A 12,457-nucleotide genomic window follows, 5' to 3' on the forward strand; every position below is an offset into this window, starting at 1 on the left:
GAATTCGTCCTGAACATAGAAACCTTCCTTCGGAATGTTTTTTTATACCTTTTCAACAAAAAAGGCTGTTGACCTTCTTTGTCAACAACCTCAACATGGCTACTTCCAAAAGGTAGCCATGTTCTTGGAGAGATTGGATTTGGGTTTAGCGTCTTCATGTTTGAAGAGAATACTCTCCCCTTTCCTGCAACGGAACCAGATCCACTCATTAGCGGGGATATTCAAACTGACAGTTGGTTTACCTTTATTTTAAGCACTGATTATGTTACAATAAATAAAATTAAAAAATTTTAAACAATTGGATATTACGCAAAAATCATTTGTAGAATGATTGAATAGTATTTTAAATTGATATGTCTAATTTAGGTATCATGGAGGGAACATCTTGAAGCAGTTGGTTAGAATACTTTTTTTTCTTGTTTTATTGGCATTTATAATCTTCCTTGCATATGAAATTATTCTTTATTTGGCAATTCCGGATAGTACAGGCACCGTGGATTGATAACTTTTTTATTTATTAATTCTAAGTTGACAATTTTCCTTTTTCCAGTTTTGAGAAATTCGAAGCAATACTCCATTACTGACTATAACTTTATTTTGTTCGTAAACATAGGAGCGCTTTTTACCTGTCAAAGATCCATGAACAGTCTGCAGTTTTTCATCATCAATGATTTTTTTTAATTCATAGCAAGGGTAGAGTTTCTTTCCATCATAGTATCCGACAATGTAGTAATCACGAAAGGTTGTCATGATGACTTGATTAGTCGGGTTTCCATTTAAATATATAACAGGGAGTTTTTGTGGGTTTGTTGTTGGTAAGGAATATACAAGGAAAAGGAAAAAAAGAGTGGAAATCGTTGCAAAAAATAATCTAGTTCCAATTTTTAGCATTTTTACTGTTGAAAATATAAAACCAATAATAACTATAGGTATTATAACAAGAAAGCTAAGGCGGATCTCTCCTTTGATCATCACAATCAAAGTAAGCAATAAATATAATATCATTAATACAACCAGTAAGATATTTGAAAGTAATTCGTTTTTTCGTTTTAGGAAAACAAAGAACACATATATATTTACTGATATTATGTAAAGTATGAGAAAGATGGCTAGTAAAAAAACAATTTCAAACTTAGTGCTACGAACCAGATCAATTTCCAAGTAAGTGTATGGTATTTCCCAATAAGTGAAAAATCCAAAGTGGTAAGAAAAAGTAATAAGAAACCAAACTGTTAATAATCCTGCTACGATAAGTTCTGCTTGCAAAATGTTTGCTATGAAGGGATGTTTTTCGGTAAATGGCACTTGCTCTGTTTTATGTTCATATTCAGGAATCCACAATTTTTGTCCGCCTATTTCTGTTACTTTCCATTTCATGTGCCAGTCTCCCTTATCAGAATTTATTGAGTAATTATAACATAATTTTTAAAAAAAGGGGTGTAAGGTGGAGGGGTTACGATGAGAAAAATTATTGGGGTGGTAGTGTTTGGACTATTTGTCCTGTTTATTTTTTTCTTGTGTTTTAATGCGACCCCAGCTACAGAAACAGAAAGCACAGTGTCCAATCCAACAGAAAACCTGCCTCCAAATTATGCAGCACCAGCTCAGAGGGCCATAGGATTTTCTGAAGATGAGTATAAAGAATTGATTAACGCGTTAGGAAGCGAGAGGCTTGTACACGAGTACATTTTCAAAACAGGTAAAATGATTCCTGGAACTATTTTGATTACTCCTGAAAGTTCTAAGGTTTTTATAGGAGACACCATTCGCTTTGGACATGCAGCGATCGTGGGGCCAAGTGGCGATAAGGTGATTGAGGCACCGGGAATGAAAGAGAAAATAAGAGAAGTTCCTCTTTCAAAATGGATTAAGAGATATAAGATGTGGACCGCTTATGTGGTCAAAGGAGCGACCATGGAGCAAAGAGTGGATGCCGCTAAATATGCTCTTCGTCAAGTTCAGGAAGGAAAAGGTTATGTCAAAACTGTTCGTGGGTTGCTTTATGATAAAAAAAGTGAGGAAGCTTTTTATTGTTCCTCTTTAGTTTGGCGTGCTTGGTGGGAAGCGAGTGATGGTAAAATAGATATTGATTACAATGATAACCAGGCTGTTAATTGGCGGGATGATCCAACAATAAGCAACTTATCGCTTTTGGATTTTGCTCGCTATTTAGACTACAATAAATTTTACGAAACAGTATTTCCTGTCGAAATCATCAAGGATCCTTCAGTTGTTCCTATAGCGCAAAGTGTGGATGCTAATTGGTATCCAATAACTGAAGCAAAATTGAGCTTTAAAAATGAATTTGCGTATATTGGTTTGGGATGGAAAGACATTAGAAAAGCAGAAGTTTATCAGTCAAAAGGGCACCACTATGAACTTTACGTTGTGAAAAATGAAAGTTCTGCATCAGCTAAAATTTGGTTTGAAAAAGCAAATGGGGAAATCATTAATCGTAATCTGTCACCTGGTGAAACAGTTGACGGACAACATTTTGATACTCCTGCCGGAAATCATGTTTGGCATATAGAGTGTTCGAAAAGAAAAAAATGCAAAATTCAAGCAATGATAAGATCCGTTGAGTAACCAACTATTAATTTTGGTCAGGCGATTGAGCCCGCTATTCCCCGCCAAAAACATTAAAGTCGTTGGTGTATCGTTATTTTACCGGAGTGTTAACGTTCATTGACCGGTAAATGTAGCGGTACACTTTTTTTATTCCGCCATTAACCTCCTAAGATATTATTTGCGCGTGCTAAGGAGTTTTTATGGGCTGGAAACATTAAGCGGTAAAGTGAAGGTAGAGGTGGGCGAAGCGGGCTAAAGAACATGGATATGGAACAACGGCCGATGAATTTTAAAACTTCAGGGGTTACCGCAATATACAGTGTTACTTTACCTAACCGATTCGTTCACTGCTTTTTTATAATAGCACAACTATTCCTTTATTTTGTTCGAATAATATTGAATTTTTAATTCATTTATTTTAGAATATTTGTATCAAGTAAATAGAAGGGGTCTTTATGAAGCATTTTTATTCTCAACAGCCTACGGAAAGAATTTGCTTAAAAGTAGAATATTCACCTGTTTGGGAATCGATTTTGGGCATTGCCGGATACACGCATACTCAGTTTCGACACACATTCGATTTGGATGAAAAATGGAAAGAAAATCAGGATTCCATCCCTGCATCACTAGCAAAAAATTTGAAAGTGATAGAGGAAACTAACTTCTGGTATGGGTTACTTATGCTCCAAAACAAACTATCTGCAACCTCTATTCGAGATTTTTCGAATAGACTCGCCAAAATGCCAATTGATTTCTTATATGATACACTTCTGCCTTACAAGGATCGAAATACCGAACCAATGAGAAAAGCGGTAGCCAAGCAATATAATAAAGGTGAGTTTTTTGAGGAGTATGCTTCATATTTTGAAAATCACGACTATTTGGGTGGATATGTACGCGCTCTAGGTCGCTATTCACGTCAGGAAATTTGCGACCTGTTCAACAATACATTGAATGAATGGTACAAGTGGGTATGTCAACGAGAAGAATGGGAAATGTGGACTCGGGCACTTGCCTTTGAACAGAAGCGATATAGTTCACTGGACATTGAGAATCCCATGGAAGAGATCGAAAGAATTACGGGGGGAATAAAGTATTGTCCCGAGCCTTCTGTCTGGACTGTCAAATTGATTCCACATATATCGTATCGTCCGTGGATCTTGGAGTTACGCTCACCCGATACGAAGCTTTTCTTTTACCCTTTGAAGGAAGAGTATTTGATGGAGCCAGGTATCCCGCCGGCTGAATTAGTCCGTGGTCATAAGGCGTTAGGAGATGAACTTCGCTTGAAATTACTTTATCAACTACTAAAGGGACCGTTATCGCTTCAAGAAATGAGTGTTCAGTTCAGTATCTCTAAAACCACGCTGCATCATCACCTCTCTTTATTAAAAGCAGCAAAGTTTATTCGGGTTGATAAAGGGATCTATTCTGCAAATCCAATGCATATTCACTCCTTTACTAGACAGCTCGCTCAGTATCTTGGAGATCTTATATGAAGTTTTTATATGAAAAAGTGCTCTTTTTGATTTTGAAAGGAATAAGTGTGCCCTTCCTGATCAAAGAAGAAAATGCTCGAAACATACAGTTGATTCGGGGCTGGGCCTTTCATTGGTTATATTAGAAGTATTGCGGGCTTGAGGTATTTTGCTTTAAAGTCTAGCCTGCTTGATAGCTGCAGAGAAATCTACGCCGTGGCATTGCATCAAGAAAAGATGGGGACGTATTATACAGCGAGTGTTGATAGGATTTAACAAGTCAGAGGAGGGCATGGAAGAAATGGTATCTTCGATTTGGAAAAATAAAGATTTTTTATGGCTGTTCACTGGAAGAACCATCTCGCAGCTTGGTACATCAATCACCACTTTCGCAATTCCTTGGTTGTTGCTGCAACTAACGGGTTCGGCAATACAAACTGGCATAGCCTTTGCAGTTGGGTTTGTCCCTTATTTATTATTATCTTTGCCAGCAGGTGTTTGGGCTGATCAACACAATCGTAAGACGATGATGATTATAGCAGATAGTGGACGCTTAATATTACTTCTATCAATTCCGCTTACACATCTGCTTGTTGGAGAGATTCCGGTTTTTTTATTGTATGCTGTTCAAGCCGGTGTAAGTATGTTTTCAGCACTGTTTGATGCTGCATATGGAGCATGTTTACCGAATATTGTCGACCGGTCACAGTTACAAGAAGGAAATGCCGCCTTACAGACAGGTTTTTCAATGAGTCGAATTGGTGGTCCGGTAATTGCAGGAATACTCATTTCGTTACTTGGTACGGCTAATACCCTTTTATTCGACGTTGCCTCTTATGCCGTCTCTATCCTCACGATCTTTTTTATCCGCGCTTCCTTTTTCGAAGTATCAAAACCAAAAAATCAGACTAATATGCTTGCAAATATTAGTGAAGGTGTCCGATATATTTGGAATATTAAAGTAATACGAGTTTTAGCTTTATCCTCTATGCTTGTGAATTTAGTCGGTCCTGGTATGGATATCGCCTTAATTTATCGTATTAAAAACGAATTGCATTTAGCATCTGACTGGGCAGGGATTATTATGGCTGGATTAAGCTGTGGAATGGTTGTAGGGTCTCTTGGCATAGGTCAGGTGAAAAAAAGATTTAGCATGGGAACCTTAATGATGATATCAACGATTGGGCTAGTATTGCCGCCTTTTATATTGACACTATCCACAAATCCGATTGTAATTTTACTTGTCCAGTTTCTTATCGGATTTATGCTTGTTGCTTGGAATGTTCAAACGACAACCATTAGGCAATCTGTAATTCCGGATCACTTACTTGGCCGATGTGTTAGTATTTTTAGATTAATTGTATGGGTTTCAGTTCCGGTAGGGGGTACAGCCTCAGGATTTATAACCGAAAAATGGGGTGCTTCAATATTCTTTTTGTTTGCGGGATGTGTACTGTGTGTGGTTTTTCTCATTTTCCTGAAAACAAAATTGCACAGTGCAGCTGAATCTTATTTCAAAATAGAAGTGAGTTCGTATAAGAAATTGCAATGAGCCACTCACTTTCCCCTGGTAGAATGGGGTTGACACAACATCCACAGAAGGAAGAGAGTGTAAAATGGCTTAATCCAAGTTCTTAGATGAAAAGGTTTTGCATGGCCTGTTGCAAAAAGATGAGGGATTTCTTGGAAAATAGGTTTAGTGATGTAACGGCCGTTTCGTTGCCAAAACCCCTATAAAAGCAGCGTTTTGAACCACTAACGAAGTGGAAACCAACTTGCTAATTGAATCCCCTTTTTGTTGATAGAGTTTGTATTAAGAACAACAACCATTGTTTTAATGGTAGCTTGTTCTTCTTATTTCGTGAGTAAAGTTCTATTAGGGTAGGAATAGTTGGTTGATATTCTACTTTCTCAAGTACACCATCTATTGTAGTGATCCGGCCAAGCAAAAAGCCAATGTCTTTTCTTTCCTGTAAGAACTTACTAGCTACCTGAATGATCCATTGAGAACTAAGATCATGTCTTCCTTCCTTTTCTTCAAACCATTCAGTAAATGGAGTTCCCCAATCAATGTGCACATAGGGCATTGTTCGTTAAAAAAATAGATATTCACTCCCTGCATTTGATGGATATACTGTTTTGCACATTCATTCAGGTCAACCGTTGCCACCGTTTTCTTTAAGCGGTGACTGATCATTTCGGGTAAAAGTGTGCCGCGTTATCCGGTGGTAGATACCGTTTCCAAAAAGAAGGGATATCAATAATGAAATGGGAGCTGTGTATTGAACACATGAATCATTTAGTGCACAATCCCGATTGGGATCGAATCCATGAAGTGATACAACAAATGGATGGAAAAACCATCACCAACTTTGTATTGGATCCGGCAGATGATGAAGGGGCTTCTTTGTTATGTGGTGGTGGGGATGTGATTAATGGAGAGAAGAGATATAAAGTCGAATACTATTGTGAAGATGGTTCAGGGTATTGTCTGATCAACCCGGAAGAATCAGCAGATAAAGAGTATGAATTAACGATCCGAGTTCCGGATGTACAGCTGGCCAAACATTGTGTCAAACAAGAAGAGGTTATTAAGGCTTTTGAGTATTTTTATAAGACGGGTAAACGGAATCCGGAGTTGCATTGGGAAGAATATTGAGTTTACATAAAAATACGGATTTGTTACAAGGAGGACTAATCAAAGGAATTTGCTAAAAACAAGGGACAAACCCCTTATTACCAGAAAACCATTCCTGTCGAAATAGGAGGGAATTATGTCTTTGGATGTTAGACAGTGGTTTAAAGATGTCGTTTGTGAACATGAGGAAGCATATCAGTTTGATGTGGAAAATTTAGTCAAGGATAATTCCCTGGGTAATTGGATGATATTAGATCATCTCTCCTATCTGTGTTATACCATTGCGATAAAAAAATTAATATTGGAGAACGATGTAATCGGCTATAAACAACAATTATACAAGGCTGGAAGATATTTTGAATTGTATGTTCTCGCTGAACCGTTGAACGTTCCAAGCCATCCTCGCTATGTAAAGGGGGAAAACTGTTTCAAAGGGACTGCCAATTATTATGGCGATTTATATTCAGCCTTGATCAGCCAAAATCCGGAGTTGATTGTTTCCTTAGCGCATTTGCTGGGTTGGCGGGGGGAAGAGGAGGATTTCAAGATAAACGACCTGAATCCCGAAAATGGACATTTGGGTTATACAATAAAATATATCATTTTGCAGGAAGACAACAAAGCGCGGGCTCATTTGGAAGCACTCTCCCGTTTTCGATTGCATCGATATCAAAAAGTGGATATGGAGCAAAGAATGGCTGTCTTGGAGGGAATCTTGGACCAGGATCAGGAAAAGGTTCATGATGGTTTGAAGCAAATATTGAGACGACATAAGAAAAGAATCAAGCAAGAAGACATATTAGGCAAATTTTATGACAATGCTGTGGCCGGATTGGGTTGGTTGGCTCAATACAGAGGAATTAAAATCGAAATAAACGATAAGCTTTGCCCAAAAGAGATTTTTGAGTATCATGAATTTCCATATCCTGAATTGGAATGGATCCCAGAAGATCTCCGTGATAAGACATGGGAAGACCTGGTACAAAGAAGGTACTAAATTAGAACAACAGTTACATTTAACTTGAAGATGATTATGGGCTCATTTTCGCGATTTGGACTGAATGGCCGCTTGACCACATTTGAGTGACCGGTGAGTCTGTAAAATGGGCCAGAGGCAGAAAGTTCTTGGACGTGACCGAGTACTGGGAGTAGCGAAAATCCAATAAAAAACCTCAGCCAAAAATCACACGCATAAGTTGAACGCCGACTTTTTCTGACTGAGGTCACTTTTGGACTTGATCGCATCCGGAGATTAATCAGGCTTATCCAGATGAAAACTGTCAATGCTATTTAATTTTTGAAACAATGAATTTTGCACCCACAATCAGAATTGCAATTGCTCCGACACTAACCATATTTGACATTACCAAAAAGGAACCGGTTGGCAATACAATAGCCATAACAATGTGTATTATTGATCCGATGAAAGAAACTCCACCAACCAATGCAGTCATCACGGTTATTTTTTTGTGCACCACTGGATTGTTGTAGTGTTCTTTGTTTTGCTGCCCTATAGCCCTAAATATAATTAGCAGCAATGGTTTTTTTGCAAGTACGGAAATGATGAAAATTAAGCCTATGATGCCAAATACAGCCGGGTGGACAAGCTTAATTGGTAATGAATTTCCTCCGGAGATAAACGATATTACGAGTGCGATTGATAGAATAAAAGTACTTATTACACCTATCCAATCAACTCGGTGTTGCCATATCCATTGAACCATGGTTTTGATCACCGGAATGATCGTACTAATGGCAAGTGGTGCAGTATCTGTCGTAAAATGCGGGCGTAACACCATATACACGAAACACGGAAGAAGCAGGTTGAAAAAAAGACTGCGAATTAATTTTTTTTTGGTCTGTTGAAGACGTTGTTTTCTTTCTTTTTCTGAGTGCACTAAATTCACTCCCTTATTTCTTTATGAATAAATAATTCATTCATAAAATGAGCGTAATTGCCCGATTTATCGTTGGCAGGGATTGAAAATCCCATGCAGGCGGGACAGTGCGCTTGACCGGTTTCCGGGCCGAGGCCAGTGCCGGGTAAACATGCCCGCGACCGGGACAATTCAACAACGCACTCCCGCAATGCCATAGGAAAAAAAGCGGCTTACTATGGCTTGAGCATCCGCAGGATAATCTCAGTATCAGGAAAATGATTTTTAAATTTCTCAGGGCTGCGCAAAGCCAAGTTGGACAAACCGTTGAGACATGCAATAACAGCCAGCACCAGTTGGTCCGGATCGCCTTTTGCGAGTTCTCCGGAAGCCTGGCCCTCGACGATCAGTTGCCTCATCACGTCTTGGAAGGTCTGGCTTTGCTTGCGCATAAGTTCACGGAGATGGTCCGGCGTCGCTTCATCATGAAACATCTGAAAAAGCTGATAGAACTCGAGGCGTTCGCGTCGGTATTCCAATATCCTAGAAATCAGAAAGTGAAGGCGTTCTCCCGGTGTACCAGGCATTTCCAGAATGTGTTCCAGTGTCGCAATGGCGGATTGCATGGTCTGTTCGATCAGTTCGTTGAAGATTGCCTCCTTGTTGGCAAAATATCGATAGGGCAGCCCTTGACTGACTCCGGCAGCATCGGCAACGTCAGCCATGGTAGCTGCCCAGCCCTTGCGAGCAAAGGCTTTTCTGGCACCATCCAGTATCTTCTCACGTTGCGCTCCACGAAGACGTTGATTCGCTTCTTCTGTTCGTGGCATATCATCACCCTTTTTTGAATGAATGATTTATTCATTTTAAATTAAAGCACAGTAATTTCTTGATTGTCAAGTTGGAGGGAATGGGCCTTAAAGGGCATCATTTTTTAGAGGGAGTGAAGAAGTTCCTGGAATCTCTGGAGTGGAACTTTTCTTATTGGTCCGGCGTGTGTTATAAATGCCCCCCTCTTTTCTTGTTTTCATAAAGTCATATGGGGGTTAATGTGGAAGGAGCGTGTCACAAATGGATGTAGACAAAATAAAAGAAGCGATATTCAAAAGCATTGAGGAAAACTTTGACTTGAAGATACGATCAGGCCGGCAAATTCACCGCGGTTGGCGCAATCTCAAATGGAAAATTGAAACGGATGAAGGTTCGCTTTTTGTCAAACAGTATCATCCTGAAAGGTATCCTCCCAAGAAATTAGATCGAGTACGAGAAGCCCTTCGTATCCAAGCGTACCTTGCAGAGAATGGCATCCCTTGTCCCAAACCCTTTCAATATGAAGAGTCCCATTTGATTAAAACCGATTGTGATGTGTGTTACTGCTTAACTCCTTACTGTGAAGGAGAAGTGGTAAAACCGGGAGAAGTGAATATGGATCAAATGTATCATCTGGGAAAAGTGACAGGGAAAATGCACAAAAAACTGCAAGTCCTTCCTGCGCAGCCGCCTGGGTGGAAGCCAAGTTATGAAAAGATTTGCGAAGCATGGAACAGGAATCGGGACAGGGCACGATTGGAGAAGCGTCCGGATCGCGTGCTCCAGGCGATTAATAGCCAGAGAACCATCATCGATCAGCTTGAGTTAGATCGTTTTCATGATTGTCCGGTTGGTTGGGCCCATTCGGATTTATTCGTGGACAATTTGCTTTTTTCTCCTGATCGTGTATCGGCCGTTCTTGATTTTGATCGGATAACGGTCATCTATCCGGAACTGGATCTTTCGCGAGCCATTCTGTCATGCGCATTGAAAGAAGACAAAATGCGTTTGGATGCCGTTTCGGCTTTTTTAAATGGTTACAATGAATATATTGCTTTTCAGGGAAATGATTTGGTTCGGGCGTTTAAACTGCTTTGGTGTCGTGAATCAGCCAAATGGATTAGGCCGGAGATGGAAGAGCGTCCGGGTTCTGCCATGCGTTTTGTTCATGAGATCCTGTGGATAACGGCCAATTGGAATGAGCTGGATAAAATATTTAACTCGCTTCCATAGGAGGAATCACCTATGAGAGGTACAACGCACAGATTAACAATAAGTAAGCAGGAAAGAAGCGGGATTGACATATGGTAGAATGGATAAAACGAGATAAAGAAACAGCTTTAGAGGCTTTTTCCCGGGTTGAAGTAAAAATTGGCATACGCTTTTCACAAGATTATAAAGATTGGGTTAAGCTATACAGCCGACCCAAAAGTGGACATGTTCATATTCTGATTAATGATGAATCCTTTCATTTTGATGACTTCTTTGATTTGGAGGAAATAGTCGATGAGGTAGAGGAATTGTATGCAGGCGAAGAAGAGTATAAGAAATTGGGATTGATCGTGCCTTTCGGGTTTGATTCAGCATTGGAACGTTACTGTTTTTATTATCCTCAAGGTAACGAAAACCCGATTATCATTTGGTTTTCTTCAGATGATACTCTTTCAGAGATTTTCGACGGAAAAGAATTTAACTTGAATCGGGTTAAAATCGTAAGACAAACGTTTACTGATTTTATCAACGATTTATATACAAGAACGGATGATTAATGATTTACTCATAATCATGGCGCATAGGAGCCGCATTTTAAGGAGTGCGGCTCCTTGCTATTTGCAAAGACAAAAATGATGCCCATTTTCGGTTCGCTTTGGGAGGGAAAGAATTCGGTGATTTAAGCTGCTAAAACCGAATTGAATCATTTTTACCTGTTCGGAACAATTTTTCATTAAGACACAGAGGAACAGAGCGAATAGTTCTGATGCATACTAAATTTTTGTAAAAGAACTTGTTTTTTATTTCTTGGGGAGATCTAATTATAACTAAATTGATTCCATTTTACGCCGAAGCCGTTCTTCCGCAATTAAATGTGCCTCTGCAATCAGTTGTTTTGTTTTTTCCACATTCTCTCCGTCCGGATTAAGGATGCACACAAAATGTTGGCGTGAATAGTGAGGATGCGGTAAAAACACGTTCAGCACCGAATAATCGATGTCCCCGTCCAACGGACCGGTAATGAGCTTGTTGAATGTCTCTTTGCTTACTCCTATGTTGAGGCGAAATACATCTTTTCGATTGAGATTGGAAACATTGTCGTAGTCATTGTCTGAATCGATAATGGTTGTAAACGGCAGGCTGCGATCGTCGCCGACGAAAAACAATGAATATCCGAAGTTCTCTTCTCGTTGAACATTGGGCAAACCCATCAGAAATGCTTCAAAATCCACCTGTTTCATCATTTTTCCTCCTCGGATTTGAACACATATTTCCCCGCTTGTACATGGGCCAATATTCTTTCTGTCGTTGCCAATTCATTCTCAACATAACCAACCCAAATGCCTACAAGTTCAGGATGCATGGAAGGTTCGGATGGACGCTCTTCCGTTGGCAAACTCTTCAGGAAACCAATCGATCTTTCTATTTCAATACGGCGTTGCTGTAAGAGAGCAATCACTTTTTGCCGTGGTAGCATATCCATAAAAGCAACTCCCGCTGAAAGCTGCTGAATGTCAATGCTTACAAGTGCCGATTCAAGCAATGCTTCAAATTCGGTTTCACCCTTTTTGGTTACGGTGTATTCCTTTCGTGATGGACCCAGTTTTACATTGACCTCAGAATTAATGGACTTTATCATCCCCTGCGATTCGAGCTTGTTCAAGGCATGATAAACAGATCCGGGCTTTACGTTGGTCCAAGTATCGGCATGCCAAGAAGTGATATCACTTAAAACTGCATAACCATGACTAATTCCTCTTCGCAAAATGGAACCTAACACGAGTAATCTAACAGTGGATATGGTTAACACCTCCCGATATCTATTCAAATTTGAATATAAAACACTATGTATTTTAACTTAATGAAGCTGATTA

The 12,457-nt window shown here is 39.5% G+C and carries 12 protein-coding genes; 7 read left to right on the plus strand and 5 right to left on the minus strand.

Going from position 1 to position 12,457, the window contains the following annotated elements; translation table 11 throughout:
- Nucleotides 1-510: 510 nt before the first annotated feature.
- On the minus strand, nt 511-1,377 hold the full coding sequence (locus I8U17_RS14810; RefSeq protein ID WP_198059688.1) for a hypothetical protein: 867 nt from the start codon (nt 1,375-1,377) through the stop codon (nt 511-513).
- Nucleotides 1,378-1,458: 81 nt separating this feature from the next.
- Between I8U17_RS14810 and I8U17_RS14815 the strand changes: the two genes are divergently transcribed.
- The 5 genes from I8U17_RS14815 (at nt 1,459) to I8U17_RS14835 (ending at nt 7,681) form a co-directional block, all read left to right on the plus strand.
- Complete coding sequence (locus I8U17_RS14815; RefSeq protein ID WP_198059689.1) at nt 1,459-2,586, plus strand: YiiX/YebB-like N1pC/P60 family cysteine hydrolase; 1,128 nt, start codon at nt 1,459-1,461, stop codon at nt 2,584-2,586.
- Between the two features lie 437 nt (nt 2,587-3,023).
- Nucleotides 3,024-4,067, plus strand: a complete 1,044-nt coding sequence (locus I8U17_RS14820; protein ID WP_198059690.1) for an ArsR/SmtB family transcription factor — start codon at nt 3,024-3,026, stop codon at nt 4,065-4,067.
- Nucleotides 4,068-4,338: 271 nt separating this feature from the next.
- Nucleotides 4,339-5,598 carry an MFS transporter gene (locus tag I8U17_RS14825; protein WP_198059691.1) on the plus strand — a complete coding sequence of 420 codons (1,260 nt, stop codon included), beginning with the start codon at nt 4,339-4,341 and terminating at the stop codon, nt 5,596-5,598.
- A 711-nt stretch (nt 5,599-6,309) separates the two neighbouring features.
- Entirely contained in the window at nt 6,310-6,705 is a 396-nt protein-coding gene (locus I8U17_RS14830) for a hypothetical protein (protein WP_198059692.1), read from the plus strand.
- A 115-nt stretch (nt 6,706-6,820) separates the two neighbouring features.
- The gene (locus I8U17_RS14835) at nt 6,821-7,681 is read left to right on the plus strand and encodes an immunity 49 family protein (protein WP_198056478.1); all 861 of its coding nucleotides are present in this window, start codon (nt 6,821-6,823) and stop codon (nt 7,679-7,681) included.
- Between the two features lie 289 nt (nt 7,682-7,970).
- Here the strand turns inward: I8U17_RS14835 and I8U17_RS14840 are convergent, their stop codons facing one another.
- Together I8U17_RS14840 and I8U17_RS14845 are read right to left on the minus strand one after the other, a co-directional pair.
- On the minus strand, nt 7,971-8,582 hold the full coding sequence (locus I8U17_RS14840) for a VC0807 family protein (protein WP_033102467.1): 612 nt from the start codon (nt 8,580-8,582) through the stop codon (nt 7,971-7,973).
- A 215-nt stretch (nt 8,583-8,797) separates the two neighbouring features.
- Nucleotides 8,798-9,391 (minus strand): TetR/AcrR family transcriptional regulator, encoded by a 594-nt coding sequence (locus tag I8U17_RS14845; RefSeq protein WP_033102466.1) that lies wholly within the window; start codon nt 9,389-9,391, stop codon nt 8,798-8,800.
- 241 nt (nt 9,392-9,632) lie between these two features.
- Between I8U17_RS14845 and I8U17_RS14850 the strand changes: the two genes are divergently transcribed.
- Both I8U17_RS14850 and I8U17_RS14855 read left to right on the plus strand, forming a co-directional pair.
- Entirely contained in the window at nt 9,633-10,604 is a 972-nt protein-coding gene (locus I8U17_RS14850; protein ID WP_198059693.1) for a phosphotransferase, read from the plus strand.
- Nucleotides 10,605-10,675: 71 nt separating this feature from the next.
- Nucleotides 10,676-11,140, plus strand: a complete 465-nt coding sequence (locus I8U17_RS14855) for an SMI1/KNR4 family protein (RefSeq protein ID WP_033099998.1) — start codon at nt 10,676-10,678, stop codon at nt 11,138-11,140.
- 270 nt (nt 11,141-11,410) lie between these two features.
- On the opposite strand, the gene I8U17_RS14860 is transcribed toward I8U17_RS14855, so the two are convergent.
- Nucleotides 11,411-11,824, minus strand: coding sequence for a DUF6194 family protein (locus tag I8U17_RS14860; protein ID WP_052154009.1), 414 nt, complete (start codon nt 11,822-11,824; stop codon nt 11,411-11,413).
- Complete coding sequence (locus tag I8U17_RS14865) at nt 11,824-12,393, minus strand: PadR family transcriptional regulator (RefSeq protein WP_160173811.1); 570 nt, start codon at nt 12,391-12,393, stop codon at nt 11,824-11,826. The genes I8U17_RS14860 and I8U17_RS14865 overlap by 1 nt, the downstream gene beginning before the upstream one ends.
- Nucleotides 12,394-12,457 lie beyond the last annotated feature (64 nt).

Origin of the sequence: Thermoactinomyces sp. CICC 10521 (genome assembly GCF_016055135.1) — a bacterium.
Taxonomy (GTDB): Bacteria; Bacillota; Bacilli; order Thermoactinomycetales; family Thermoactinomycetaceae; genus Thermoactinomyces_A; species Thermoactinomyces_A daqus.

Bases quoted from the DNA above. Each gene is read 5' to 3' on its own strand.
- I8U17_RS14810 (WP_198059688.1), bottom strand. From the start codon at position 1,377: ATGAAATGGAAAGTAACAGAAATAGGCGGACAAAAATTGTGGATTCCT.
- I8U17_RS14815 (WP_198059689.1), top strand. From the start codon at position 1,459: ATGAGAAAAATTATTGGGGTGGTAGTGTTTGGACTATTTGTCCTGTTT.
- I8U17_RS14820 (WP_198059690.1), top strand. From the start codon at position 3,024: ATGAAGCATTTTTATTCTCAACAGCCTACGGAAAGAATTTGCTTAAAA.
- I8U17_RS14825 (WP_198059691.1), top strand. From the start codon at position 4,339: ATGGAAGAAATGGTATCTTCGATTTGGAAAAATAAAGATTTTTTATGG.
- I8U17_RS14830 (WP_198059692.1), top strand. From the start codon at position 6,310: ATGAAATGGGAGCTGTGTATTGAACACATGAATCATTTAGTGCACAAT.
- I8U17_RS14835 (WP_198056478.1), top strand. From the start codon at position 6,821: ATGTCTTTGGATGTTAGACAGTGGTTTAAAGATGTCGTTTGTGAACAT.
- I8U17_RS14845 (WP_033102466.1), bottom strand. From the start codon at position 9,391: ATGCCACGAACAGAAGAAGCGAATCAACGTCTTCGTGGAGCGCAACGT.
- I8U17_RS14850 (WP_198059693.1), top strand. From the start codon at position 9,633: ATGGATGTAGACAAAATAAAAGAAGCGATATTCAAAAGCATTGAGGAA.
- I8U17_RS14855 (WP_033099998.1), top strand. From the start codon at position 10,676: ATGGTAGAATGGATAAAACGAGATAAAGAAACAGCTTTAGAGGCTTTT.
- I8U17_RS14860 (WP_052154009.1), bottom strand. From the start codon at position 11,824: ATGAAACAGGTGGATTTTGAAGCATTTCTGATGGGTTTGCCCAATGTT.